22 protein-coding genes are annotated in these 25,026 nt (G+C 61.3%); 9 read left to right on the forward strand and 13 right to left on the reverse strand.

Annotated elements, in window-relative coordinates; genetic code table 11:
• Window positions 1-13 precede the first annotated feature (13 nt).
• The 4 genes from K3762_RS10390 to zwf form a co-directional block, all read right to left on the reverse strand.
• The gene (locus K3762_RS10390) at window positions 14-1,642 is read right to left on the reverse strand and encodes a long-chain fatty acid--CoA ligase (RefSeq protein ID WP_132443335.1); all 1,629 of its coding nucleotides are present in this window, start codon (window positions 1,640-1,642) and stop codon (window positions 14-16) included.
• Window positions 1,643-1,803: 161 nt separating this feature from the next.
• The gene (gene pgi / locus K3762_RS10395; RefSeq protein ID WP_206054253.1) at window positions 1,804-3,396 is read right to left on the reverse strand and encodes a glucose-6-phosphate isomerase; all 1,593 of its coding nucleotides are present in this window, start codon (window positions 3,394-3,396) and stop codon (window positions 1,804-1,806) included.
• Window positions 3,393-4,064 (reverse strand): 6-phosphogluconolactonase, encoded by a 672-nt coding sequence (gene pgl, locus K3762_RS10400; RefSeq protein ID WP_120351151.1) that lies wholly within the window; start codon window positions 4,062-4,064, stop codon window positions 3,393-3,395. The genes pgi and pgl overlap by 4 nt, the downstream gene beginning before the upstream one ends.
• Window positions 4,061-5,524: a glucose-6-phosphate dehydrogenase gene (gene zwf, locus K3762_RS10405; RefSeq protein ID WP_260009409.1), complete on the reverse strand. Its 1,464-nt coding sequence runs from the start codon at window positions 5,522-5,524 to the stop codon at window positions 4,061-4,063. Before zwf ends, pgl begins: the two co-directional genes overlap by 4 nt.
• 160 nt (window positions 5,525-5,684) lie before the next feature.
• Here zwf and K3762_RS10410 point away from each other — a divergent pair, with 160 nt between their 5' ends.
• Window positions 5,685-6,632 carry a radical SAM protein gene (locus K3762_RS10410; RefSeq protein ID WP_132443333.1) on the forward strand — a complete coding sequence of 316 codons (948 nt, stop codon included), beginning with the start codon at window positions 5,685-5,687 and terminating at the stop codon, window positions 6,630-6,632.
• A 32-nt stretch (window positions 6,633-6,664) separates the two neighbouring features.
• On the opposite strand, the gene K3762_RS10415 is transcribed toward K3762_RS10410, so the two are convergent.
• Entirely contained in the window at window positions 6,665-6,934 is a 270-nt protein-coding gene (locus K3762_RS10415) for an usg protein (RefSeq protein WP_132443332.1), read from the reverse strand.
• 190 nt (window positions 6,935-7,124) lie between these two features.
• Here K3762_RS10415 and gyrA point away from each other — a divergent pair, with 190 nt between their 5' ends.
• On the forward strand, window positions 7,125-9,875 hold the full coding sequence (gene gyrA, locus K3762_RS10420; protein WP_132443331.1) for a DNA gyrase subunit A: 2,751 nt from the start codon (window positions 7,125-7,127) through the stop codon (window positions 9,873-9,875).
• 124 nt (window positions 9,876-9,999) lie between these two features.
• Here gyrA and K3762_RS10425 read toward each other — a convergent pair whose 3' ends face one another.
• The 4 genes from K3762_RS10425 to K3762_RS10440 all read right to left on the reverse strand — a co-directional run bounded on the left by K3762_RS10425 (window position 10,000) and on the right by K3762_RS10440 (window position 14,152).
• Window positions 10,000-10,332 (reverse strand): hypothetical protein, encoded by a 333-nt coding sequence (locus K3762_RS10425; RefSeq protein WP_132443330.1) that lies wholly within the window; start codon window positions 10,330-10,332, stop codon window positions 10,000-10,002.
• Between the two features lie 162 nt (window positions 10,333-10,494).
• Window positions 10,495-11,976, reverse strand: coding sequence for a carboxypeptidase M32 (locus tag K3762_RS10430; RefSeq protein WP_132443329.1), 1,482 nt, complete (start codon window positions 11,974-11,976; stop codon window positions 10,495-10,497).
• 3 nt (window positions 11,977-11,979) lie between these two features.
• On the reverse strand, window positions 11,980-13,125 hold the full coding sequence (ctaA, locus tag K3762_RS10435) for a heme A synthase (protein ID WP_120351157.1): 1,146 nt from the start codon (window positions 13,123-13,125) through the stop codon (window positions 11,980-11,982).
• A gap of 262 nt (window positions 13,126-13,387) precedes the next feature.
• The gene (locus K3762_RS10440) at window positions 13,388-14,152 is read right to left on the reverse strand and encodes an RNA methyltransferase (RefSeq protein ID WP_260009415.1); all 765 of its coding nucleotides are present in this window, start codon (window positions 14,150-14,152) and stop codon (window positions 13,388-13,390) included.
• A gap of 140 nt (window positions 14,153-14,292) precedes the next feature.
• Here K3762_RS10440 and K3762_RS10445 point away from each other — a divergent pair, with 140 nt between their 5' ends.
• Window positions 14,293-14,916 carry a thiamine phosphate synthase gene (locus K3762_RS10445; RefSeq protein WP_067623812.1) on the forward strand — a complete coding sequence of 208 codons (624 nt, stop codon included), beginning with the start codon at window positions 14,293-14,295 and terminating at the stop codon, window positions 14,914-14,916.
• 40 nt (window positions 14,917-14,956) lie between these two features.
• On the opposite strand, the gene K3762_RS10450 is transcribed toward K3762_RS10445, so the two are convergent.
• Window positions 14,957-16,102 carry a HupE/UreJ family protein gene (locus K3762_RS10450; protein ID WP_260009426.1) on the reverse strand — a complete coding sequence of 382 codons (1,146 nt, stop codon included), beginning with the start codon at window positions 16,100-16,102 and terminating at the stop codon, window positions 14,957-14,959.
• On the opposite strand from K3762_RS10450, the gene K3762_RS10455 reads away from it, so the two are divergent.
• The 4 genes from K3762_RS10455 (at window position 16,101) to K3762_RS10470 (ending at window position 19,621) form a co-directional block, all read left to right on the forward strand.
• Entirely contained in the window at window positions 16,101-16,928 is an 828-nt protein-coding gene (locus K3762_RS10455; protein WP_260009429.1) for a DUF4198 domain-containing protein, read from the forward strand. The genes K3762_RS10450 and K3762_RS10455 overlap by 2 nt on opposite strands.
• Before the next feature lie 42 nt (window positions 16,929-16,970).
• Entirely contained in the window at window positions 16,971-17,855 is an 885-nt protein-coding gene (locus tag K3762_RS10460) for a PfkB family carbohydrate kinase (protein ID WP_260009431.1), read from the forward strand.
• On the forward strand, window positions 17,852-18,784 hold the full coding sequence (locus K3762_RS10465) for a pseudouridine-5'-phosphate glycosidase (RefSeq protein ID WP_260009434.1): 933 nt from the start codon (window positions 17,852-17,854) through the stop codon (window positions 18,782-18,784). Before K3762_RS10460 ends, K3762_RS10465 begins: the two co-directional genes overlap by 4 nt.
• Before the next feature lie 84 nt (window positions 18,785-18,868).
• Window positions 18,869-19,621 carry a DUF502 domain-containing protein gene (locus tag K3762_RS10470; RefSeq protein WP_067262054.1) on the forward strand — a complete coding sequence of 251 codons (753 nt, stop codon included), beginning with the start codon at window positions 18,869-18,871 and terminating at the stop codon, window positions 19,619-19,621.
• Here K3762_RS10470 and K3762_RS10475 read toward each other — a convergent pair.
• Window positions 19,601-20,635, reverse strand: a complete 1,035-nt coding sequence (locus K3762_RS10475) for a patatin-like phospholipase family protein (RefSeq protein ID WP_132443323.1) — start codon at window positions 20,633-20,635, stop codon at window positions 19,601-19,603. The genes K3762_RS10470 and K3762_RS10475 overlap by 21 nt on opposite strands.
• Window positions 20,636-20,640: 5 nt before the next feature.
• Entirely contained in the window at window positions 20,641-21,426 is a 786-nt protein-coding gene (locus K3762_RS10480) for a 3-hydroxybutyrate dehydrogenase (protein WP_132443322.1), read from the reverse strand.
• A 401-nt stretch (window positions 21,427-21,827) separates the two neighbouring features.
• On the opposite strand from K3762_RS10480, the gene K3762_RS10485 reads away from it, so the two are divergent.
• Complete coding sequence (locus K3762_RS10485; protein WP_132443321.1) at window positions 21,828-23,558, forward strand: extracellular solute-binding protein; 1,731 nt, start codon at window positions 21,828-21,830, stop codon at window positions 23,556-23,558.
• Here the strand turns inward: K3762_RS10485 and K3762_RS10490 are convergent.
• Window positions 23,547-24,170 carry a helix-turn-helix domain-containing protein gene (locus tag K3762_RS10490; RefSeq protein ID WP_007119543.1) on the reverse strand — a complete coding sequence of 208 codons (624 nt, stop codon included), beginning with the start codon at window positions 24,168-24,170 and terminating at the stop codon, window positions 23,547-23,549. The genes K3762_RS10485 and K3762_RS10490 overlap by 12 nt on opposite strands.
• A gap of 102 nt (window positions 24,171-24,272) precedes the next feature.
• On the opposite strand from K3762_RS10490, the gene K3762_RS10495 reads away from it, so the two are divergent.
• The gene (locus tag K3762_RS10495) at window positions 24,273-24,917 is read left to right on the forward strand and encodes a DsbA family protein (RefSeq protein ID WP_067628143.1); all 645 of its coding nucleotides are present in this window, start codon (window positions 24,273-24,275) and stop codon (window positions 24,915-24,917) included.
• Window positions 24,918-25,026 lie beyond the last annotated feature (109 nt).

Genomic DNA, 25,026 nt, shown 5'->3' on the forward strand with positions numbered 1-25,026 from the left:
GGGGCGGCCTACCTCAGCTTTCGCCCTGCATCAACACATCACCGAAACGGTCCCGTAGATCGCGTTTAAGCACTTTGCCGGTCGCATTGCGCGGCAGGGCCTCAGCAAAGACCACGCGATCCGGCACCTGCCATTTGGCGATCTGGTCTTCAAAGACCTTGAGGATATCCGCTTCTGACGGATCGGCCCCTTCGGCCTTTACCGCGATTAGAACCGGGCGCTCATCCCATTTGGGATGGGTCGCACCAATCACGGCGGCATCGGCCAGATCGGGATGGGCGATGGCGATATTCTCTAGCTCGACCGAGCTGATCCATTCGCCGCCCGACTTGATGATGTCCTTGGCCCGGTCACGGATGGTGATATATCCGTCCTTGTCCATCGTCGCGATATCGCCGGTGTCGAACCAGCCATCGCGCAGGGTGCTGTCGCGGTCAGATTGATAATAGGCGTCCAAAATCCAATGCCCGCGCGTGACCAGCGCACCTTGGGTTTCGCCGTCATGGGGCAGCGGCTTGCCTTCGTCGCCCCAAATCTCAAGCTCAACGCCAAAGACCGGGCGGCCTTGGTTCTCGCGCAGTTTATGCTGTGCGTCTTCGGGCAATTCGCCGTGTTTTGCCAAGGGTTTGTTGACACTGCCCACCGGCGACATCTCGGTCATGCCCCAAGCGTGGATCGTTTCAACGCCATATTTTTCGCGGAAGGTCTTGATCATCGACGGTGGACAGGCCGAGCCTCCGACCACCGTGCGCTCAAGGCTCGTGAGCTCGCTGCCCGACTTCTTGGCCGCCGCCAACAGCCCCTGCCAGATTGTCGGCACGCCAAGCGCCAAGGAAACACGGTAGGTGTCGATCAGGCCAACCAGCGACGCCCCATCAAGGTTCGGCCCCGGCAGTACCATCCGCGCGCCGGTCATGGCGCTGGCATAGGGGCAGCCCCAAGCGTTGACGTGGAACATGGGCACCACCGCCATGACGATATCCCGCGCAGAGATGGCAATGCTGTCGGCCATGTTGATGCCGAAGGAATGCAGCACGGTCGAGCGGTGAGAATAGAGCACGCCCTTGGGGTTGCCCGTGGTCCCGGAGGTATAGCACAGGCTCGACGCGGTGTTCTCATCCAGATTGGGCCAGTCGAAACCGGCATTTCCTGAGGCCACCAACTCGTCGTAGAAAATCAGCCCCGGCAGCGCCTCGGCGGCCTCGGCATCAGGGCCGGACATCAACACGAGATACTTGAGATGCTCCAGCTTGTCGCGGATCGCGGCGACCAGCGGCACGAAGGTCTTGTCGATGAACAGCACCTCATCCGCCGCGTGATTGAGGATGTAGATGAGTTGATCGGCGAAAAGACGGGGGTTGATCGTATGGCAGACAAAGCCCGCGCCGGAGGTGCCAAAGTAGATCTCCAGATGCCGCCGATTGTTCCATGCGATGGTCCCGCAGCGCGCCTGCGGTGACAGCCCCAGATCGGTCAAGGCCGAGCCCAAGCGCCGTGCGTTTTCGGCCACCTTGCCCCAGTTGGTTTCCTCGACCCCGCCTGTGGTTGAAACCGAGATAATCTCCCCCTCGGGGTGGTAGCGTTCGGCATGGGCAATCAAGCTTGAGATCAGCAGCGGCTGCGACATCATTTGGCCAAGCATAATGGGGATCCTCCAATCATTTGCTTTGAGACTGTCCAAAGGTCAGGGCAGTTGCAAGCCTTCCCCTCCGGCAAGTCGAAATCGGCAACGATAGGCAGCAGAATGGCCCGCGCAGGCGGGGTTTGCCTGCGCGGTTTTTCAATCAACTTTGGAAGCAGTTCCTAGCCGCGATACTGGTGGATATAGCCGATCAACCCGGCGGTAGAGCCATCCTTGCCCTCGGCAGAGACCTCTCCTTCGACCAGCGGCTGGAGCGACTTGGCCAATTCCTTGCCCAGTTCCACGCCCCATTGATCGAACGAGTTGATGCCGAGGATCACCCCTTCGACAAAGACGCGGTGCTCATAAAGCGCGATGATCTGGCCCAGGGTGAACGGATCGAGCGTTTCATAGGCCAGCGTGGTCGAGGGCCGATTGCCGGGGAAAACACGGTGGCGGGCTTGGCGCTCAAGCTCATCGCCCGAAAGCCCCGCGTCGCGCATGATCGCCCGCGCTTCGTCCAAAGACCGCCCGCGCATCAGCGCTTCGGATTGGGCGAGGCAATTGGCGATCAGCAGGTCATGGTGATGCTGCAAGTCAGGCTCATGCCCCTTGGCCGCGACCAGAAACTCGCAAGGAATCACACGGGTGCCTTGGTGGATCAACTGATAGAAAGCATGCTGCCCATTGGTACCTGCCGCCCCCCAGACCACCGGGCCGGTGTGGCGCGGGCTGTCAGAGCCGTCCATCTGCACGCCCTTGCCGTTCGATTCCATCTCAAGCTGTTGCAGGTAGTCGGGCAGCATCTCAAGCCGTTGGTCATAGGGCAGCACCGCACGGGTGGCATGGCCGCAGATTTGGTTGTGCCAGATGCCCACCAGCGCCAGAAGGATCGGCATATTCTCAGCCGGTTCGGCACCGCAGAAATGGCGGTCCATCTCCTGCGCGCCGCGCAGAAAGCTGTCAAAGGCCTTGGGGCCAATGGCGATCATCAGCGAAAGGCCAATGGGCCCCCAGACGGAATAGCGCCCGCCGACCCAATCCTCAAAGCCGAAGACCTGCGCGGGGTCGACCCCAAACTCGGCGGTCTTGTCATCAGCGGTGCTGAGGGCTGCGAATTGCGCAGCCGGGTCACCGCCATGGTCCTGCATCCACGCCCGCGCGGTGCGCGCGTTGGTCATGGTCTCAATGGTGGTAAAGGTCTTGGAAGCGACGATCACCAAGGTCGTCTTGGCATCCAGCCCCCGCAGCGTATCGGCGATATGCGCGCCATCGACGTTGGAGACGAAATGGCAGCGCGGCCCATCGTGATAGGGCGTCAGTGCGCGGGTTGCCATGGCGGGGCCAAGGTCCGAGCCGCCGATGCCGATATTGACCACATCCGTGATGTCGCCGCCGCGCACCTGATCGGCAAAGCTGCGCATCCGCGCCAGCGTGTCGCGGACCTGCGGCATGACATCTTCGCCCGCCACCTCGACCGGCCCGCCATCAAGGTTGCGCAGAGCCGTGTGCAATACTGCGCGGCCTTCGGTTTCATTGATCGGCGCGCCCGCGAACATCGCATCGCGACGCTCAGTGACCTTGGCGTTTTCTACCAGCTGCAACAGCGCCGCGCGGGCACCAGCGTCAATATTGGTCTTTGCGTAGTCAAACAGCATGTGCTGCGTGCGGAGCGAGAAATCCTCGGCGCGGTTCGGGTCATCGAACAGCGCGGTTATCTTGCGGTCCGCCACGGCGTTTTGCCGCTCTTGAAGGTCTTGCCAAATGCTCATCATGCCGCCCAGTAAACTTCGGTTTCATCCAGCACCGCTGCGATCGGCGCCTCATCGGGGGAAAGCCCCTGCGCGCGCTCAAGGGCGGCGCGTTTCTCTTCCCCGAAAATCACGAGATGTTTGTTCAGCGCCCCATCCAAGACATGCGCAGGAAGCGTGACCCGCGCGGTGGGCTGCCCCTCGGGGTAGACCGGGCACAGCAGTGGCGCATCAGCGGCCAAGGCGTCAGGCAGACCGGGGTCGCCGGGGAAAAGCGATGCAGTATGCATGTCATCGCCCATGCCAAGCAGCAGCACAGAGATCGGCATATGGCTGGCCAGACTGGGGGCCACGGCCTCTGCCCCTTCGCCCGGCGACAGACCAGCACGGAAAAAGGGGATGAACCGCGCCGCGGCAGCGCGGTCGTTCAACAAATGCTCGCGCACCAAACGCGCGTTCGACAGCGGATCATGCTCATCGACCCAGCGTTCATCGGTCAGCATCACATCCACGCGCTCCCAATCCAGATCGGTGGCACTGAGCATTTCAAAGATCGGCCCGGGGGTAGAGCCGCCCGGCACCGCGAAAGACACGCGGTCATTGCCCGAAAGCGCCGATTTCAGCTTGCCCGCCAGTTTGTTGGCGACATTCATCACCAGCATTTCGCGGTCCGCATATTCGATGATGTTCATGGGGATACCTTTCGCCATTCACGGCCATCGCGCCGCATCATTTCTGTCGCATCCGTCGGCCCGGCAGAGCCGCTGTCGTAGGGTTTGGGCACGTCGTGACGCGCCTCCCAGCCTTGGATGATCGGATCGGTCCAGGCCCAGGCGGCCTCGACCTCGTCGTCGCGCATGAACAATGTCTGGTTGCCCCGGATCACGTCCATGATAAGCCGCTCATAGGCATCGACCTGATCGCCCCCATCGGGGCCGAGCGCCTCGGCAAAGGTCATGTCGAGCGGCACATCGACCAGACGCATGCCCCCCGGGCCCGGTTCCTTGATCGTCACGCCAAGGGTGATGCCTTCGTTCGGTTGCAGGCGGATCGACAGCACATTGCGGTGGCGGCCTGCGTCTTCGGCAAAGATCGAATGGGGCGTGTCCTTGAAAACCACAGTGATTTCGCTGGATCGCGCCACCATGCGTTTGCCGGTGCGCAGATAAAACGGCGTGCCATGCCAGCGCCAATTGCTGACATGGGCCTTGAGCGCCACAAAACTCTCGGTCCGCGAGCGCGGGTTGTCGACGGCGTCGCGGTAGCTTGGCGCCTCTTCTTCATTGCCCTCTTCGGCCTCGTACTGACCGCGGACCAGATGATGCGGCAACACCGGGTCGATCGCGCGGATCACTTTCAGCTTTTCGTCGCGCACCGCATCCGGATCAAACCGCGCGGGCGGCTCCATCGCGATCAGGCACAAAAGCTGCATCAGGTGGTTCTGCACCATGTCCCGCATGGCACCGGATTTGTCGTAGTATTCCCCACGCCCGCCGACGCCAACAGTCTCGGCCACGGTGATTTGGATGTGATCGACATATTGGCGGTTCCACAGAGGCTCGAACAGCATATTGCCGAAACGCACGGCCATGAGGTTTTGCACCGTCTCTTTGCCGAGATAGTGATCGATGCGGTAGATCTGCTGCTCTTTAAAATAGGTGGCCAATGTCGCGTTGAGCGCGCGCGCACTCTCCAGATCGCGGCCAAAGGGTTTTTCGACGACAATCCGACATTCCGCGCCCGCCATGCCCCATTGCTGCAAGCGTTCAGCCAAATCGCCAAAGAGCCCCGGCGCGACGGAGAAATAGTAGACCTCAATCCGGTCTTTCCCGGACATCAACTCCTGTAGCTCACGCCAGCCGGTCTCTCCCCGTGCGTCGATGGCGACGTAATCGAGCTTGGCCAGAAAGGCATCAAGGTTATCGCAGGCGTCTTTGCCCCCAAATTCGCTGATCGCCTCTGACACCATCTCGCGGTAGCCTTCGGCGTCCATTTCGGTGCGCGCGGCACCGATGATCCGCGCCTCTTCGGGCATTTGACCCGCGCAATAACGGCGGTAGAGACCGGGCAAAATCTTGCGCCGGGCCAGATCTCCGGTGCCGCCAAAGATGACCAGATCGAAAGGGTCGACAGGGATAACACGCGAAACCATTGATCAATCCTTGTCTGTGCGAGATAGCAGAGTTAGCGCAAACATACTTATTTTTACCCAGTTCACAAGACTGTGCGCCCCGCAGCTTGGACTTTTAGGCAGGGTCGCAATACCTTACCACAACTGGATAGGAACACACGGGATCACGCAAGGACCAATCATGAAAGATACTGCGCAAGCAAACGAGGGCAAGTTCCAGAACCCGGCGGTGACCGCCAAGGGGGAACCGCGCGCCACCGTCGCTCTGCGCGGGGCGGAAACGCTTTGGTTCAACACGGGCACCCTGTGCAATATCGAATGTGTGAACTGCTACATCGCCTCCAGCCCCAAGAATGACGCGCTGGTCTATATCACCGCCGAAGAGGTGCGCGACTACCTCGACCAGATCGTCGAGCGCGACTGGCCGGTGCGCGAAATCGCCTTTACCGGGGGCGAGCCCTTCATGAACCCGCAGATGATCGAGATCACCGAAACCTCACTGGCGCGCGGCTATGAGGTGTTGATCCTCACCAACGCTATGCGCCCGATGATGCGCAAATCGGTGCAAGACGGTCTGTTGCGGCTGCGCGATGCCTATCCCGGCAAGATGACCTTTCGTATCTCCGTCGATCACTACCGCCGCGATCTGCATGACGCGGAGCGCGGTGAAGGGGCTTTTGACAAGACGCTGCTGGGCATGGAATGGCTGCGCGACAATGGGTTCCGCATGGCCGTGGCCGGGCGCTCGATCTTTGCCGATAGCGATGCCGATAGCCGCGCGGGCTATGCTGCCTTTTACGCAGAGCACGGCTTTGACATCGACGCCCAAGACCCCGGCATGACCGTACTTTTCCCAGAGATGGACGAAACCGTTGAAGTTCCAGAGATTACCACCGCCTGCTGGGGCATCTTGGATATTTCGCCAAATGCGGTGATGTGCTCTTCCTCTCGTATGGTGGTCAAACGCAAAGGCGCTGAGAAGCCTGCCGTGCTGGCCTGCACCCTGCTGCCCTACGACCCGGAGTTCGAGCTTGGCACGACCTTGGCCGAGGCGGAGCGTGATGTGGCATTGAACCACCCGCACTGCGCAAAGTTCTGTGTCTTGGGCGGGGCGAGCTGTTCGGCCTGACGCCCCTGCCCTTTGGATGGCTGCCTTTTGGCTTAATGTAGCGTGAACTCGCCCACTTGGTTCTGCCACTCACCGGGACCGATCAGCTTGCGATGGGTGAAACGGACCGAATGCAGCGGCCCATCTAGTTCCGTGCGCCAGAATTCGACGAATTCGAACAGACGCGGATGGTCTGGCGCGATGTCGTAATCCTGCCAGATATAGCTGTTCAGCACATGACTATAGTCGGGCATATGATAAAAGAACTCTGCCGTGGTTAGCCCGTAACCTTTCAGCATCATTTCGGTTTCACTGCGGGGCATGTTTCGCCTCCTTTGCTGCCTCTGTATGACAAGTTTGCGCGGTGAGAATTACTTTTCAATGAAAACAGCGTGTTGGCACTTGAGCTAGAGTGCTGCCAGTGCGTTTCGGCCACAGCCATTGCACCTGATATGCCCCGTCTGCTATAGAAAACCCCAAGATATAGAACCATAAAAATGGTGGGCAAGATACGTGACCGATACGCCGGATACCCCTGAAAACGCAGACAAAAAGCCCATCTTTCACGGGCCGTCGGTAACCATCGAACACGAGATGCGCACGTCCTATCTGGACTACGCGATGAGCGTGATCGTCAGCCGCGCGATTCCCGATCTGCGCGATGGCCTGAAACCGGTGCACCGCCGCATCCTTTATGCGATGCATGAGACCGGCAACACGCATGAAAAAGCCTACCGCAAATCTGCCCGCCCGGTGGGCGATGTCATGGGCCAGTACCACCCGCATGGCGATAGTGCGATTTATGATGCGCTGGTGCGGATGGCGCAGGATTTCTCCATGTCGCTGCCGCTCTTGGACGGTCAGGGCAACTTCGGCTCGATGGACGGGGATAACCCGGCGGCAATGCGCTACACCGAGGTGCGCATGGACAAGCCTGCCGCCTATCTTTTGGCGGACATCGACAAGGAAACCGTTGATTTCCAAGACAACTACGACGGCAAGCAGCAGGAACCGACTGTCCTGCCCGCGCGCTTTCCCAACATGCTGGTCAATGGCGCGGGCGGTATCGCCGTCGGTATGGCGACCAACATCCCGCCGCACAACCTTGGTGAGGTGATCGACGCTTGCCTCGCGCTGATTGACGATCCGGACCTCACCTCAGAGCAGTTGATCGACTACGTCCCCGGCCCCGATTTCCCGACAGGCGGCATCATGCTGGGCCGTTCCGGCGCACGCAAAGCCTACCTTGAGGGGCGTGGCAGCGTGGTGATCCGCGCCAAGACGCGGGTCGAAGAAATCCGCAAAGACCGTTGGGCCATCGTCATCGACGAGATCCCCTATCAGGTCAACAAAGCCACGATGATCGAAAAGATCGCCGAACAGGTCCGCGATAAGAAGATTGACGGCATCGCCCACGTTCAAGACGAAAGCGACCGCAACGGCGTGCGCGTGGTGGTCGAATTGAAACGCGACGCGACTGCCGAAGTCGTGATGAACCAGCTTTACCGTTTCACGCCGATGCAGACCTATTTCGGCTGCAACATGCTGGCCCTGAACGGGGGCCGCCCCGAGCAACTGACGCTGCGCAAGTTCCTCAGCTACTTCATTGACTTCCGCGAAGAAGTTGTCGCCCGCCGCACCGCCTATCTGCTGCGCAAGGCACGTGAACGCAGCCACATCCTTTGTGGTTTGGCCGTGGCCGTCACCAACATCGACGAGGTTGTCGCCACCATCCGCGCCTCTGCCGACGCGGCTGAGGCACGCGAAAAGCTGATGACCCGTCGCTGGCCCGCCGAAGATATCCTGCCCTATATCGCGTTGATCGACGATCCGACCCATACCGCGAATGACGATGGCACCTATAACCTTTCCGAGGCGCAGGCCCGCGCGATCCTTGAACTGCGTTTGCAGCGCCTGACCCAGATCGGCGTCAAGGAAGTCACCGACGAGCTGGAAGAGTTGGCCGGTAAGATTAAGGAATATCTCGAAATTCTCGGCTCCCGTGAGCGCATCCTCGGCATCATCTCGGACGAGCTGCGCGAGGTGCGCGAGCAATTCGCCGTGCCGCGCCGGACAGAGATCGTCGACTGGTCGGGCGACATGGACGACGAAGACCTGATCGCGCGCGAGGATATGGTCGTGACCGTGACTTCCGGCGGCTACATCAAACGCACGCCGCTGGCCGACTTCCGCGCGCAGCGTCGGGGCGGCAAGGGCGTTTCGGGCATGCAGACCAAGGAAGAGGATGTCGTCACCAACCTCTTCGTTGCCAATACCCATACGCAGCTTTTGTTCTTCACCACCGATGGCATGGTTTACAAGCTGAAGACATGGCGGCTGCCGCAGGGGGCCCGCACCGCCAAGGGCAAGGCCATCGTCAACATTCTGCCCATCCCCACCGGGGTCTCCATCGCCGCGATTATGCCCGTGGACCGGGATGAGAAGGATTGGGATGATCTACAGGTGATCTTTGCCACCTCCGCCGGGACAGTGCGGCGCAACAAGCTGTCGGATTTCACCAATGTGAAGTCCAACGGCAAGATCGCGATGAAGTTCGAAGGCGAACACGAGGGCACCACGCTGATCAACGCGCGCATCGCCTCGAACGACGATGACGTGATGCTGGTCACCGACGCAGGCCGGGCAATCCGCTTCCCGGCGACCGACGTGCGGGTCTTCAACTCGCGCAACTCCGTCGGCGTGCGCGGCATCCGGTTGGGCGAAGGGGATAACCTCGTCTCCATGTCCGTGATCCGGCATTTCGAGGCTAGCTCGGAAGAACGTGTCGCCTATCTTAAACAGCGCCGCTTGATGGCCGGGCTGACCGATGACGACAGCAGCGACGACGAGGAAGAGCAGGTACAAGCCGGGCAGCTCAGCACCGAACGCTATGCGGAAATGTCGGCGGCCGAAGATTTAATCCTGACGATCACCGCAAAGGGCGCGGGCAAAGTTTCCTCGGCCCATGATTACCCGGTCCGCGGCCGCGGCGGCATGGGTGTGACCGCTTGGACCAAGGCCATGGCCCATGGCCCTATCGTCGCCTGTTTCCCGGTGGAAATGTCCGATCAGGTGATGCTTGCAACCTCCAAAGGCCAGTCGATCCGCGTCCCGGTTGAGGGGATTTCTTTCCGCTCGCGCAGTGCAGGCGGCGTGAAGGTGTTCAGCACTGGCAAAAACGAGGAAGTCGTCAGCGTCGCTTGGATCGCCGACCAGGGCAACGAAGAAGACGAAGCCGAAGAAGGAAGCAGCGCCGCCGAATAATCGGCGGCCGCTCCGCCCCCTGCGCAAAACGTGGGGGGCGTTTTTTTCGACAGACTATCCAGCAATAAAAAAACCCCCGCGCTATCAGCGCGGGGGTTTTTCCATCTTAAGCTTTCGTTAAGACTTAGTTGGTAGTCGTTGTTGTAGTCGAAGAGGACGAGCCCGACGCAATCGCAATCAGGACCAGAGCCGCACCGGCTGCAGCAGCGCCGCCACCCAGGCCAGCGCCCGCTTCGAAGAGACCAGCGCCATCAGCACGAACGCAAACACGCGCGGTGTTGCCGTCAACTGTTACTGGGTTCGGCTTACAGTTGTAGATGATGCCGTTAGCGCCCTGAACCTGAAGCGAATAGACGCTATCGTCCGATGCGCCAAGAACAGCTGCCTGTGTTGTCGTCTGGGCGAAAGCAGCACCCGAAAGAGCGATAGTCGCCGCCACCGTTGCAAGAATTTTCACGTCTAGGTACTCCTGTATCTCGTCAAATTTTAAACTCACTGCACCATCGCATATAAACGTGGGCAGCGCAAAGGCGAAATGTTAAGGCATAGTTAAGAACCAAAGCAGTGCCCGCTGTTTAAGCAACCCCGTCAACGCTCAATTGTTCCCGGTCTTGCATGCTTAAATATTGTACAAATCTTTGAACTTATTCTCCAGATAAGTCAGCAAAGGCGCCTCCGTCGGCGACTTTCCGCAAGCCCGTTCGATCACCTCTCGCGGCCCGTAGAGCCCGCCGTGCTGCTGCACCTTCTCGCGAAGCCATGCGGAGGCCGCGCTTGTATCTCCTCTTGCCAAGGCGTCATCAAGGTCAGGTACCGATTTCCGCAGCGCCTCATGAAGGCATCCCGCATAGACATTGCCGAGGCTGTAGGTTGGGAAATACCCCAATAGTCCGACGGACCAATGGACATCCTGCAAGACCCCGTTTGAGGGACGGTCAACCGCGTAGCCGAAATCGGCCTCGAACCGATCGTTCCATGCGGCCTCCAACCCGTCGACCTGCAGATCGCCCGACATCAGCGCCCGTTCAAGGTCGAACCGCAGCAGGACGTGAAGGTTATATTGCAGCTCGTCAGCCTCGGTCCGGATGAAGCCATCCGACACGCGGTTGACGATTCTGTAAAATGTCTCGGTATCCGGCACGCTAAAGTCGCCGTAGACAGCCGTCATCTCGCCATAGAGCCATCCGGTGAAGGCGCGGCTGCGGCCAATTTGATTCTCATAGATTCGGCTTTGGCTTTCATGCACCCCCATCGACACGCCCCGCCCTAGTGGGGTCAGCAGGTAGGCGCTGTCGATTCCCTGTTCATAGGCGGCGTGGCCAACCTCATGCACGGTGGAGTAAAAGCAGTTGAACGGGTCAAGCGCATTGGTCCTTGTGGTGATCCGGACGTCCAAACCCGAGCCCGATGAGAAAGGATGCACCGCCTTGTCGATCCGTCCGGTGGCCAGATCATAGCCAAAGCGCCGCGCCAGTTTGGCGGTCAGGGTCATCTGCGCCGCTTCGTCGAAAACCCCTTCAAGCACCGGCGGCGCTTCGGCCTCCCGCACGGCGGCGCGCAGTTCGGACAACTTTGGGCGCAGCGCGCCGAACATGGCTTCGAGGTCGGCCGCTGTGGTGCCGGGCTCATAGTCTTCTAGCATCGCATCATAGATACCGATATCGCGCCCCTCGGCCAGCGCGGCCCCCTCTTCCCGTTTGAGGGCGATCACTTCTTTCAAGGTCGGGGCGAAGGCCGCGAAATCGTCGGCGGCACGGGCCTCGGCCCATGTGCCTTGGGCGGCGGAGGTGACGCGGGCGATCCGCGCCGCCAGATCGGCGGGGACACGGGTCGCACGGTCAAAATCGCGTTTGATGTGGCGCAGATTGGCCTGACCCACCGCGTCCAGACCCGCCGTTTCGATACGGCCCAGCCAATCGGCGATACGCGGGTCGATCCTGCGGGCGTGCAGCACGCTTTCCATCGCCGCCATCTCTTCGCCCCGCTGGGGCGCGGCGCCGCGGGGCATGACCGTTTCTTGGTCCCAGCCGAGCCGCCCCGCGACCTGCGCCAGCGCTTCGGTCTCGCGCTGAAAGGCCATCAAATCGTCATATGCAGTCATGTCTCAGCCTCTCAGCGATGTGGCGACGGGATAGGCCGCAAGGAAACGCGCCCGCAGGATCAACACCCAGAGCAGAACGGCAAGCGCCTGATGTGCTAGCGCCAGATGCACCGGAGCGGCATAAAGCACCGTGGTGATGCCCAGAACCACCTGCAAGGCCAGCGCCGCCATCACCGCATTAAACGCAAAGCGCGTCCGCGCATGGGCCGAACGGCGACCGCGCAGCCAGACGACCACGCCGAATGCAAAGAGCAGATAGCCCGCCATCCGGTGCATGAATTGCACCAGCCCGGGATTTTCAAAGAAGTTGCGCCATGTGGGCGTGATATCGAAAGCCTCTGGCGGGAAGAACTGCCCCTGCATCAGCGGCCAATCGACGAAATAGCGCCCTGCATCAATGCCCGCGACCAAGGCACCCAGCAGGATCTGCAACGCTGCGAAATGCAACAAGCCGGTGGCCATGCCGAACTGCTTGGCCTCCTTGGCGCGGCGGGCCTGAATCAGGTCGCGTTCGCTGCGGCCCAACAAGAGCACATACCATGTGATAAATCCGAGGATGACAAAGGCGAGGCCGAGATGGGTCGCCAAACGGTAAGAGGCCACATCCGTCACCCCCTGCCCGCTGGTCACCCCCGAGGCGACCATCCACCAGCCAATCGCCCCCTGCGCGCCGCCCAATGCACCAATAAAAAGCAGGCGCTTGTTCCAGCCTACAGGAATTTGACGCCGAAGCAGGAAGTAGAGAAAGCCCAAAACCCAGACGAGGCCAATCACCCGGCCAAGTTGCCGATGCCCCCATTCCCACCAATAGATGCTTTTGAAATCAGAGAGTTCCATCCAAGAGTTCTGGACCTGAAACTCGTCGATCTGCTTGTATTTATTGAACTCAGACTGCCACTCGGCCTCAGTCATCGGTGGCAGGGCACCGGTTACGGGGCGCCATTCGGTGATGCTAAGCCCAGAGTCGGTCAGCCGCGTCAGCCCGCCCACGGCGATCATGACAAAGACCAGCGCGAAGAGGATCATCAGCCAAATCCGGATCGGGCCGCGTGCGCCGCCACGGCCCTTGTCGATGCCGCCGGTTTGCACCGGGGCACGGCTGGGTTGGTCGGTGCCGACCTCTTCGAAAAGTTTGCGTTTTTCCGCCATGGCGCGCCTCATTTTCCGTTTGGATGCAGTGGTATGCCATGGGCGGGGAAAGGTCTAGCGGGGTGAGTTATGTTGCCGCATGTGCCGAGGGCCATCGCCTGCCCGAGGGGTGGCGAACCGACGGGTCCCGTCATGCCACTTTATGGTTCAAGCTTGGTGCATCTAATCTAAGGCGCGGCACATTTTGGCAAAATCGCCTCCCCGTGGGGCGGGCAGGCGATGGCCCGGCGCCTGTGGCCTGATTCCGGGCCGGGGGCTTCGCTCAGCCCTTCTCTTTCCACCGGACCATTTGCCGCAGGACGCCATGCAGCATCTGCACATCCGCTCGGGTCAGCGGCATCCGCGACCACATGTTGCGCAGGTTCAGCTTCATCGACGCCGTTTTGTGCTCGGGGTAGAAGAACCCTGCCTCTTCCAACCGTTCCTCGTAATGCCGCGCCAGATGGTCGACCTCGGCCCCTTTGGCCCAGTCGGTGCCTGCCATCTCGGTCACCTCATGCGTCACTTCACCCTGTGCGCGCATCCATTCGTAGGACATCAAGAGCACACATTGCGCGAGGTTGAGCGAGGCGAATTTCGGGTTCACCGGAACCGAGACGATGGCGTTTGCCTGCGCGATATCCTCATTCTCAAGCCCGGCCCGCTCCGGCCCGAAAAGCACCGCAACCCGTTGGCCCGCCGCGATCTTTTCCGCGGCCAGCCGCATCGCCGCTTCGGGGCTGTAGACCGGCTTGGTCAGGTCGCGGCCGCGCGCGGTGGTGGCAAAGGTAAAATCGCAATCGCTGAGCGCGCCCGGCAGATCGTCGCAATGCTGCGCCTCATCCAACAGCCGCCCTGCGCCCGAGGCCATGGCCACGGCAGATTGGCTAGGCCAGCCGTCGCGCGGGGCCACGACGCGCATGTGATCAAGGCCGAAATTCCACATCGCGCGCGCCGCGGCGCCGATGTTCTCGCCCATCTGTGGGCGGACAAGCACGATGGCCGGGATCGGCGCAGGCTGGACGGAGGAGGATGTTGTCTGGGTCATGCGCGCCTCATAGCCCCTGCGCCGCACCACCGCAAGAAAGCCCGCGCCACAGACGCATATCCGTTTTCATTTGCAGCGCCTTGCGCTAGTCAGACCTCCAGACCCGAGCAGGGCCCCAGACCCGATTAAGGACAATGACCATGGACGCGCCAGAACAGCCGCAGATTTACCTTATCACCCCACCCGAAGTTGAGCTGAGCCAATTCCCCGCGCAACTGGCCGCCGTGCTGGACGCGCATCCGGTCGCCTGTGTGCGGATGGCGCTATCAACCCGCGACGAAGACCGTCTGTCGCGCGCAGGTGACGCGCTGCGCGAAGTGACCCATGCGCGCGATGTGGCCTTGGTGATCTCGGATCACCTGCTGATGGTCGAAAAGCTCGGCCTTGACGGGGTACACCTGAGCGATGCCGCGCGCACCGTGCGCCATGCCCGCAAAGAACTGGGCGAAGATGCGATCGTCGGTTCTTTCTGCGGCACATCGCGGCACGAAGGGATGGCCGCTGGCGAAGCCGGGGCCGATTACGTCAGCTTTGGCCCCACCCAAGCGAGCACGCTTGGCGACGGAAGCTTTGCCGAAGCCGAATTGTTTCAATGGTGGTCCGAAGTGATCGAAGTGCCCGTCGTCGCCGAGGGCGCGCTGGACATCAATATGATCCGCGCCCTTGCCCCCCGGACCGACTTTTTCGGCATCGGGACCGAGATTTGGGACAAGGACGATCCGGTGGCCGAACTCGCCACCCTGATCGCCGCCATGCAGGGCTAAGCGGCCCTTGGGGCAGCCCGGTTAAGGGCTGCCCGCGCGCTTACAGAAATACCCGTTCGATGAACCAATAGGCCCCGACCGCCGCGATGACGCAGGAGGCGGGCACCGCGATGGCCCGGCGATACCAATTGCGCTTCATCGCCCAGCCGACCAGCACGAAGGCGATGGCGATCACCGCAAGCTGGCCCAGTTCCACCCCGATATTAAAGCCAATAAGCGCCGGGACGAATTGCCCCGCAGGCAGGCCAAAGTCCCCCAGCACCGAGGCAAAGCCGAGCCCGTGCAGCAGGCCGAAGCCAAAGATCACCAAGGGCCGCCAACGGTTCAGCGCGGAATGAAAGATATTTTCGACCGCGACATAGGTGATCGACGCGGCGATCAGCGGCTCGACGATGGCACCGGGCACGTTGACCCAGCCCAGAGCACCAAGCGCAAGCGTGACCGTATGGGCCAGCGTAAAGGCGGTAACCTGCCAGATCAGAGGGCGCAGACGGGTCGACAGGAAGAACAGGCCCAGAACGAAAAGGATATGATCCAACCCTTTGGGCAGGATGTGGTCGAAACCGACCGGGATATAGCTGACGAAGGCTTGCCAACCGCTTTGCGCATCGCCGCCCGAGAGCGCGATCTCGGGGCTTTTCTCGCCGCCCGCCAGATAGCCGGTATAGGGGTCTTCCACCCCCTGCTGGCGCAGGACCAATGCGCCCGCGCCATCGGGCCAGGTCACCTGCACCTGCTCGGCTCCTGCGGGCACTGCCGCCTCCAGCCGCCAAAGACTGTCGCGCGGCAGTTCGGCGTCGATCCCCTCGGGCACCTCGATCATCACACTTTCCAAAGGCACGGCCGCGCCATTCACGCTGAGCAATGGCAGGCTGTTCCAGTTCGGCAAAAGCTCGGGCGCACGGGCCGCGATACGCGCGGCGGGCAGGCTGCGCAGCGCATCGTAATCGCCTGCATTCTCGGCATTGTCGGTGTCTTCGACAGTGTCGAGGTCGATCCCCGCCAGCAGGGCTTCGAGGTTAATCTCAAGCGCCAGCACCGCGCGCCCTTCGGCGACGGTCAGGTCCGCGATTGTCGGTTTGACCTCATGCGCCTGTACCGCAGCGCCTATGGAAAATACCAACGCGCTTGACATTAGCCCAAGCAATGCCAGCTTGGTTCTTAACAAAATGAAAGTTCGCTTCATGAAACTGTCCCAGTTGTCCGCTATTATTTTCAGTATCTTACCGGCATTACCTGCCGTTGCCCATGAATACTGGCTGTCGCCGCTGAACTATCAAGTGGAAAGCGGTGAAAAGATCGCAGCCCATTTTCGCAATGGCGAAGAGTTTGTCGGATCGACCTTTCCCTATCTCCCCAACCGGCTCAATCGTTTTGAGATCGTGGTAGAGGGACAGGCCTATAATCTCTCTCCCCGTGCGGGCGACAACCCGGCACTGCAGGTCCCCGCACCGGGCCGGGATGGTCTGGTCGTTGTACTGGCCGAAACCACCCCCTCAAAGGTGATCTATGAGGAATGGGAGAAGTTCCTCTCATTTGCGGAACACAAAGATTTCCCAAAAGCCGAAGCCGATCACAGCGCCAACGGCTGGTCGCAGGAAAAAGTCGTGGAGAGCTATACACGCCACGTCAAAACCCTGATCGCCACAGGTACGGGCGTTGGAGACGACGCCCCCACCGGCATGACCACCGAATTTGTCGCCCTGACGAATCCCTATGACGCGGATTTTGACGGTCAGATGAAAGTTGCGCTTTTCTATCAGGATGAACCCCGCGCCGATGCCCAGATTGAGGTATTCGACCGCGCGCCGGATGACAGCGTGACCATCTCGCTCCACCGCACCGACGCGGCGGGCGAAGCGGTTATTCCAGTCACCGCAGGCCACGAATACCTCTTTGACGCCGTGGTGCTGCGCCCGGCAGCAGCGGCGCAAACGGGTGCCGGATACGATCCAGATCAGCCGGTCTGGGAAACGCTCTGGGCGGCGCTGACATTTGCGGTGCCACAATAACGCCGCTTGCGCGTGGGCAGATTTGGCGGCTAGAAGCGCCGCATGACAAAGACAGCTGACATCCTGTGCATTGGCTCCGTCCTTTGGGACGTGATCGGCCGCTCTGAAAACGCCATGCGCCAAGGCTCTGACATGCCGGGGCGCATCACCCGTTTGCCGGGCGGCGTGGCGCTGAACATCGGCATGGCCCTTGCGCGCTTTGGGCTGACGCCCGCGCTGCTGTCCGCCGTGGGCCGCGATGCGGAGGGGGATGAGTTGATCGCCGCCTGCGCCCTGCGCGGATTGATCACCGATCACGTCTACCGCTCAGACGACCTGCCGACCGACCGCTATATGGCCGTCGAAGGCTCGAACGGGTTGATTGCCGCGATTGCCGATGCTCATTCGCTGGAAGCTGCGGGGGATAAAATTCTGCGCCCGCTGGAGGATGGCAGCCTGCCCGCCCCTTACGAAGGGGCCGTGGCGCTGGATGGCAACCTTACCGTCGAATTGCTCGCCCGGATGGCGCAAAGCCCGCTGTTGGCAAAGGCCGATCTGCGCGTGGCCCCCGCCTCTCCCGGCAAGGCGCTGCGGCTGACGCCTTTCCTTAAAGCGGGGCGCGGCACGCTTTATGTAAACCTCGAAGAAGCCGGGCTGCTGTGTCAGGCCAGCTTTGACGATTCCCCCTCCGCCGCCCGCGCTCTGCTGGCCCGCGGCGCGCGTCGTGCCGTGGTGACAGACGGCGGCAAACCCGCCACCGTGGGTCAAGGCGATGATATCATCACCCTCACCCCGCCCTCGGTCCATGTGGCCCGCGTGACGGGCGCAGGCGACACATTCATGGCCGCCCATGTGGCTGCCGAACTTGGCGGTGCCGTCGCGCAACCCGCCCTCAAGGCCGCACTTGACGCTGCTGCCCTTTACGTTTCCGGAGAGACCAAGATATGACCACCGCCCCTTCCGCCCTGTCCCTGACCTTCAGCGCCGAGGTGGCCAAGGCCCGCGAAAGCGGTGCCGCGATCGTGGCGCTGGAAAGCACCATCATCACTCATGGCATGCCCTATCCGCAAAACCTAGAAGTGGCGCGGCAGGTTGAGCAGGACATCCGCGATGCCGGGGCTGTCCCTGCCACCATCGCCGTGATCCGTGGCGCGTTGCACATCGGTTTGGACGACGACCAGCTTAGCGATCTGGCGCAGGCCAAAGACGTGGCGAAACTTTCGCGCGCTGACATGGCCGTCTGCATCGCGTCGGGCGGCACAGGCGCCACCACTGTCGCCGCCACCATGATCGCCGCCAATCTTGCGGGCATCGAAGTCTTCGCCACCGGCGGCATCGGCGGCGTGCACAAAGGCGCGGAAGACAGCTTTGACATCTCCGCCGACCTGATGGAATTGGCGCAGACCCCCGTCACCGTGATCGCCGCGGGTGCCAAAGCCATTCTGGACGTCCCGAAAACGCTGGAAGTACTTGAGACCCAAGGCGTGCCGGTCATCACCGTGGGGCAAGACAGCTTCCCCGCCTTCTGGAGCGCAGGCTCCGAACTGCAATCGCCGTTGCGCCTTGACGATGCCGCAGCCCTTGCCAAAGCCCACCGCACCCGCGCCGCCATGGGGCTGCCCGGCGGGCAGCTTGTGGCCAATCCGATCCCCGCGGATGAGGAAATTCCCGCCGCCGAACTGGCCCCGATCATCGCGCAGGCCCAATCCGAGGCCGATGCGCAGGGTGTCAGCGGCAAGGGCGTGACCCCCTTCCTGCTGCAGCGTATTTTCGAACTGACCGAAGGCCGTTCGCTCACCGCCAATATCGCATTGGTGCGCAACAATGCCCGGCTGGGGGCCAAGATCGCCGCAAACCTCGTCAACCTGCCGCGTTAAAGGCGAAAAACACCGTCGAGCCATTGCCGGGCCGGGGCATACGCCTTAGCTATGTTGCGATTAACTCTTCGGAAAACGGCGCAGATGAACACACCTTTTGATCCCGACCCAACGCAGGTCCGGCGCAGCCTTGTCGCAAGGCTGCGCGCGTCTTTCCTGACCGGGTTGGTTGTGATTGCGCCCGTTGGGCTGACCATCTGGCTGATCTGGAGCGTGGTCGGCTGGATCGACGGTTTCGTGCTGCCATTGGTGCCCAAAGCCTACCATCCTGACCGCCTACTCCAAGATTTCCTTGGCCTTGACCCGTCGATGCAATTCAACGTGCGCGGCCTTGGGGTGGTGATCTTTTTGATCTTCACCGTCATGGTGGGCTGGGCTGCGAAAGGGCTGATCGGGCGTTCAATGATCCGTTTTGCCGAAAGTCTGGTGGAACGCACCCCCGTGGTGCGGACGATCTACTCCGGCATCAAACAGATCTCCGAGACGATCTTTGCCCAGTCCGAGCGGAGCTTTGAGACCGCCTGCCTGATCGAATACCCCCGGCGCGGCATCTGGGCGCTTGGCTTTATCTCGACCGAAGCCAAGGGAGAGGTCTTGGCCCGCACAAATGCAGGGGGCGAGATGCTCTCGGTCTTTCTACCGACCACACCAAACCCGACCTCAGGCTTTCTGCTCTTCCTGCCGCGCGAAGATGTGATCGAACTCGACATGAGTGTCGAAGACGCGGCGAAGCTGGTGATCTCTGCCGGACTGGTCTATCCGCCGCGCCCCGGTGCCGATCTGCCCGAGGCGCTGGCGCTGTCAGACCCCGAAAACTCAGCCGAACATCGCGGGTAGATCAACGCTGCTGCGCTGGTTCAGATCGTCAAAGTGGTCGGTCAAGAACTGATCCGCCGCCGCCACACCCGCCTCATGCAGCGCCCTGATCACCGCTGGGTTCGGCATCAGCTTGGTGGCCACCGAAAGCTGCGCCATCAGCGCGTCATCGGCGATCATATGCATGTGGACCCGCTTCATCCGCCCCTCTGGCAGGGTGCCATCCGCGATCAGGCGCTGGACGAAATCAATCGCACGCATCTCTCGCAAGAGGCTGGAATTAAAGCTGATCTCATTGATACGGTTCTGGATTTGCTGGGGCGTTGTCGGCAGGTCTTCACGCTCTAGCGGGTTGATGTTCACCACCACGATGTCTTCGGGCAGGTCATCGCGGAACAGCGGAAACAGCGCCGGGTTCCCGGTATAGCCACCGTCCCAAAACGCTTCGCGTTGGCCGGTCTGGGCATCGTCAATCTCAACCGCCTTAAAGATCGTCGGCAGACAAGCCGAGGCCAGCAGCGCGGCAGGGCCGATCTCATCTCCCTCGAACACTCTGATCTTGCCGTTGCGCACCCGTGTGGCGCAGACAAAGAAAAACGGCGGCTTATGCGCGCCTACCTTGCCGTAGTCGAACCGCGCCACGACATCTTCGAGCGGATTGCGATAGAACGGGCCGTAGGCATAGGGCGACACAACCCGCGTCAGCGAGTCTGAGATCGCCATGGGCAGGGAGTATTCCATCGCCTGACTGAGCTTATCCAACCCAAAAGGCGCCAGCCAATGCGACAGCCGCAGGTCGGAAATGCCCGACACCTGCGTCCAGAGCCAATCAAGGTTTTCCCGCGCGCCCTCGCACCCGCCCGAGATCATCCCCGATTTCAGCGCCGCGCCATTCAGCGCCCCGGCAGACGTGCCGGAGATGCCGCAGATCTCAAGATCGTCCTGTTGCAACAGCCGATCCAACACCCCCCAAGTGAAAGCGCCATGCGCGCCGCCCCCTTGGAGGGCGAGGTTAATGCGTTTTTTGACCGCCACGGCGCTTACAACGCTGTCCAGCCGCCATCGACGCTGATGGTCGTGCCGGTGATCTGGGCCGCCGCGTCAGAGCAGAGAAACGTCGCCGTGCCGCCCATCTGCTCAACGGTTGCAAATTCACGCGAAGGCTGGCGCGTGAGCATGACCTGCTCGATCACCTCCTCGCGGCTCATGTCGTATTCCTTCATCGTGTCGGGGATCTGCTTCTCGACGATCGGGGTCAGCACATAGCCCGGGCAAATCGCGTTGCAGGTGATCGGCTCTTTCGCCGTCTCCAGCGCCGTGGTCTTGCTGAGGCCGACAATCCCATGTTTTGCGGCGATATAGGCCGATTTATAGGGCGAGGCCGTCAAGCCATGCGCCGAGGCGATGTTGATCACCCGGCCCCACCCCGCCTTGCGCATCATCGGCAGCGCTTCGGCAGTGGTGTGAAAGGCCGACGACAGGTTAATCGCGATAATCGCATCCCATTTCTCGGCCGGAAACTCAGGGATCGGAGCCACGTGTTGGATGCCCGCATTGTTCACCAGGATGTCACAGGTCCCGGCTTCGGCGATCAAACGCCGACACTCCGCCCCCTTGGACATATCCGCCTTGATGTACCGGGCCGTTACGTTGCATTCCTCGGCCATCTTCTGCGCCAAGGCATGATCCGCCTCGTCATCGGTAAAAGAGTTCAACACGATATCGGCCCCGGCCCGCGCCAATTCCCAGGCGATGCCCAGTCCGATTCCAGAATTCGATCCGGTGATGACGGCTGTTTTGCCGGACAGGTCGATGGTGAAAGCCATGGCGCGTCTCCTTGTTCATGCTGCGACTGCATCATGTACTGCGGCGGCGGCAAAGGGAAAGGGTTTGCGCGCGAAACCGCCAAGGAAGGGAGGCGGCACGCAATAGGCCAAAAAAAACGCCCGCACGAGGCGGGCGTAAGTTATTGAGGCAGGTTTCATACAGGCAAGAAACCTATCGAGCAGTGACCTCTGTATACGCAATCTACGGCCACAATCCAAGCTAAAAGTTTGATAAGGCGGGAATCCGCGGGTATGGATTAACTCCAACAAAATAAGGGCAGATCGTGATTGTTTCAAAAATGAGCTGGGATTTTTTCTCGACAACACGGGGCGTTGCGGCGCTTTCTTCACTGATTCTGCTCTCTGGCGCGGCTGGGGCGGCCCCTCAGCATGGAATCGCCATGTACGGCGACCCGGCCCTGCCCGCCGATTTTGCCGCCCTGCCTTATGTAAACCCCGAGGCCCCCAAGGGGGGCGAGATCGTTCTGGGCAATACCGGGGGATTCGACAGCCTTAACCCCTTCGTGCGCAAAGGCACCGCGCCTTGGCAGCTGCCGCATTTCACCCATGAGACTTTGATGGGGCGTTCATGGGACGAACCCTTTGCGCTTTATGGGCTGCTGGCCGAGACGATCGAAGTGCCCGATGACCGTTCGTGGGTTGAGTTCACCCTGCGCGAAGAGGCGCGGTTTTCCGATGGCAGCCCGGTCACGGTCGAGGATGTGATCTTTTCTTTCGATCTGCTGGGCACTGAGGGCCACCCCCGCTACCACGGACTGCGCCAACAGATTGAAAGCATCGAACAGACCGGTCCGCGCAGCCTGCGGATGACCTTTGACAGCGACAACCGTGAGCTTGTCCTGCTCGCCGGGATGCGCCCCATCCTCAGCAAAGCGCAGTGGGAGGGGCAGGACTTTGCCAATGCCCCCTTGACCGAAATACCACTAGGAACGGGGCCTTACGTCATCAGCGACTATCAGGCGGGGCGCCATGTCACGCTGACGCGCAACCCTGACTACTGGGGCGCCGATGTCCCCTTTCGGCAAGGCACGCATAACTATGATGAAGTGAAAATCGACTTCTACGGCGATGCCAGCGTGTTGTTTGAGGCGTTCAAGGCGGGCCAAATTTCGGCCGTGCGCGAATTCAACGCCGAGACTTGGGCCACGCAATACGACTTCCCGGCGATCAGTCAGGGCGAGGTGGTGAAATCCAGCTTTCCGCACAGCAAACCCTCGGGCATGACGGGCTTTGTGATGAATTCCCGCCGCGCGCCCTTTGACGATTGGCGGGTGCGCGACGCGCTGATCTCGGCCTTTAACTTTGAGTATATCAACGAGACGCTGACTGGCGGTGCCCTGCCCCGGATCACCTCCTATTTCTCAAACTCCGACCTTGCCATGCGCGATGGCCCGGCGACGGGCCGGGTCTTTGACCTGCTGGCCGATTACGCCGACACGCTGCCGCCGGGCACGGTGGATGGCTATCGGCTGCCGGTGGCCGATGGCTCTGTCCGCAACCGCGCGGGCATCCGTGCCGCGATGCAGCAACTTAATGCCGCAGGCTATCAGGCCGAAGGCGGCGTCATGCGCCGGGCGGATGGCACGCCGCTGACATTTACCATTCTTCTGTCGAAGGGAAGCCGTGAAAACCTAGCGATTGCAGAGCTTTACACGCAGGCACTAAAGCGGCTCGGGATCACAGCGCAGATTGAAACGGTTGATGACGCGCAATTCGTGGCGCGTCAGAACGAATATGACTTCGACATGACCACCTTCCGCCGCGCCCTATCGCTCAGCCCCGGCACAGAGCAGCGTTTCTATTGGGGGTCAGAGGCCGCCGACCTGCCCGGCACGCGCAACCTGATGGGCGTGCGCTCTCCGGCGGTGGATGCGATGATCAACCAGATGCTGCAGGCCCGCGAGACAGCGGATTTCGTCGCCGCCACCCGCGCGCTTGACCGTATCCTGACCGCCGGGCGCTATGTCATTCCGTTCTGGCAGTTCGACGAGGGGCTGATCGCCCATGACGCGCGCATGGCTTACCCTGACACGATCCCGCTCTACGGCGACGGGCCGAACTTCATGCCCGAGGTCTGGTGGTGGGAACCGGCAGAGAATTCAGACCAGTGAGGTCACCCAGAGGATCGTCGCATCCTCATCGCTGAGCGAGACGACATTGTGCCCCATGGTGGCGTCGTAATAGGCGCTATCGCCCCGGCGCATGTCGACGGGTTCATAGAACTCGGTAAAAAGCCGCACCATGCCGGTCAGCACATAGAGGAATTCCTCGCCGTCATGGCGCACCCAGCCGTCGAACTCCTCCATCCGGCGCGCGCGGATGCGGGCACGGTAGGGCAGCATCTGTTTCTTGCGCAGGGCGTCGGCCAGCAGAACATGCTCATAGGTGCCGGTGGCCTTGGCCGCGCCCTCTTCGGCGCGGGTCACGGCCATGCGGCCGGTGATCTTTTCCCCCGCAGGCGGGGTGAACAACTGCGGCACCGTGATCTCCAACCCCACGGCGAGCTTTTTCAGCGCGTCATAGGTGGGCGACATCAGCCCGTTTTCGATCTTGCTAAGGGTTGAGCGCGCCAGCCCGGCCTGCCGCGCCGCCTGCTCCAACGTCCAGTTGCGCGCCTTGCGCAGTTCGCGCACCCGCGCACCAAGGTCGACCGGCGGGGCGGTCTCGCTCGCGCCGCTTTCGCGGGCGATCTGGATCATGGAACGGGGCGGCGTGTCTGTCATGGACCTGCTATAGCCGCGCCCAAAGGCGCTTGCAACGCTGCCCGCTTGCGATACCCGCCCCGGCCCGCTATGCCCATTGCGCAGCAATAGATGGGGTTTACCATGGCCGAAGCGATCAAACTCGATATCATGTCAGACCCGATCTGCCCATGGTGCTATATCGGCAAGGCGCATCTGGACCGCGCATTGCAGGATCACCCCAACCATCCCTTCGCCATCGAATGGCACCCTTTCCAACTGAACCCCGAGATGCCGCGCGAGGGCATGGACCGTCGCGCCTATCTAGAAGGCAAGTTCGGCGGCAAAGAGGGCGCCGTACGCGCCTATGCACCGGTCGTGGAACATGCCGAAAAGGCCGGTCTGAACATCAACTTCGAGGCCATGCAGCGCACGCCCAACACGTTGGACGCGCACCGTCTGATCCATTGGGCCGGGATCGAAGGCCGCCAAACCGCCGCCGTCTCCGCGCTTTTCAAAGCCTATTTCGTCGAGGCCCGCGACATCGGCGATGCCGAAGTGCTGGCCGATATCGCCGATAGCATTGAGATGGACGCCGCCGTGGTCACCCGCTTGCTGAAATCCGATGTCGACGCGCAGGACATTCGCGACCGCGATGCCCATAGCCGCAAGATGGGGGTGAACTCCGTGCCGACGTTCATCATCGCGAATGCCCATGCGGTGCCGGGTGCACAGCCGCCCGAGCTATGGGCGCAGGTCATTGCCGATCTGACCAAACAGCAGAGCTAAACAGGGCGGCAATCATTGCCAAGTTAAGCGTTCTCAATTATCGAGAGCGCAACCACAAGTTATTCCCTGAAGCCTGCCCAGACGGATCCGCCGTTCGGGACAATCGCCG

This window comes from Sulfitobacter sp. W074, assembly GCF_025142275.1.
GTDB lineage: Bacteria > Pseudomonadota > Alphaproteobacteria > Rhodobacterales > Rhodobacteraceae > Sulfitobacter > Sulfitobacter profundi.

Bases quoted from the DNA above. Each gene is read 5' to 3' on its own strand.
- K3762_RS10390 (WP_132443335.1), bottom strand. From the start codon at position 1,642: ATGCTTGGCCAAATGATGTCGCAGCCGCTGCTGATCTCAAGCTTGATT.
- pgi (WP_206054253.1), bottom strand. From the start codon at position 3,396: ATGATGAGCATTTGGCAAGACCTTCAAGAGCGGCAAAACGCCGTGGCG.
- pgl (WP_120351151.1), bottom strand. From the start codon at position 4,064: ATGAACATCATCGAATATGCGGACCGCGAAATGCTGGTGATGAATGTC.
- zwf (WP_260009409.1), bottom strand. From the start codon at position 5,524: ATGGTTTCGCGTGTTATCCCTGTCGACCCTTTCGATCTGGTCATCTTT.
- K3762_RS10410 (WP_132443333.1), top strand. From the start codon at position 5,685: ATGAAAGATACTGCGCAAGCAAACGAGGGCAAGTTCCAGAACCCGGCG.
- K3762_RS10415 (WP_132443332.1), bottom strand. From the start codon at position 6,934: ATGCCCCGCAGTGAAACCGAAATGATGCTGAAAGGTTACGGGCTAACC.
- K3762_RS10430 (WP_132443329.1), bottom strand. From the start codon at position 11,976: ATGACTGCATATGACGATTTGATGGCCTTTCAGCGCGAGACCGAAGCG.
- ctaA (WP_120351157.1), bottom strand. From the start codon at position 13,125: ATGGCGGAAAAACGCAAACTTTTCGAAGAGGTCGGCACCGACCAACCC.
- K3762_RS10440 (WP_260009415.1), bottom strand. From the start codon at position 14,152: ATGACCCAGACAACATCCTCCTCCGTCCAGCCTGCGCCGATCCCGGCC.
- K3762_RS10445 (WP_067623812.1), top strand. From the start codon at position 14,293: ATGGACGCGCCAGAACAGCCGCAGATTTACCTTATCACCCCACCCGAA.
- K3762_RS10455 (WP_260009429.1), top strand. From the start codon at position 16,101: ATGAAACTGTCCCAGTTGTCCGCTATTATTTTCAGTATCTTACCGGCA.
- K3762_RS10450 (WP_260009426.1), bottom strand. From the start codon at position 16,102: ATGAAGCGAACTTTCATTTTGTTAAGAACCAAGCTGGCATTGCTTGGG.
- K3762_RS10460 (WP_260009431.1), top strand. From the start codon at position 16,971: ATGACAAAGACAGCTGACATCCTGTGCATTGGCTCCGTCCTTTGGGAC.
- K3762_RS10465 (WP_260009434.1), top strand. From the start codon at position 17,852: ATGACCACCGCCCCTTCCGCCCTGTCCCTGACCTTCAGCGCCGAGGTG.
- K3762_RS10470 (WP_067262054.1), top strand. From the start codon at position 18,869: ATGAACACACCTTTTGATCCCGACCCAACGCAGGTCCGGCGCAGCCTT.
- K3762_RS10480 (WP_132443322.1), bottom strand. From the start codon at position 21,426: ATGGCTTTCACCATCGACCTGTCCGGCAAAACAGCCGTCATCACCGGA.
- K3762_RS10485 (WP_132443321.1), top strand. From the start codon at position 21,828: ATGTACGGCGACCCGGCCCTGCCCGCCGATTTTGCCGCCCTGCCTTAT.
- K3762_RS10490 (WP_007119543.1), bottom strand. From the start codon at position 24,170: ATGACAGACACGCCGCCCCGTTCCATGATCCAGATCGCCCGCGAAAGC.
- K3762_RS10495 (WP_067628143.1), top strand. From the start codon at position 24,273: ATGGCCGAAGCGATCAAACTCGATATCATGTCAGACCCGATCTGCCCA.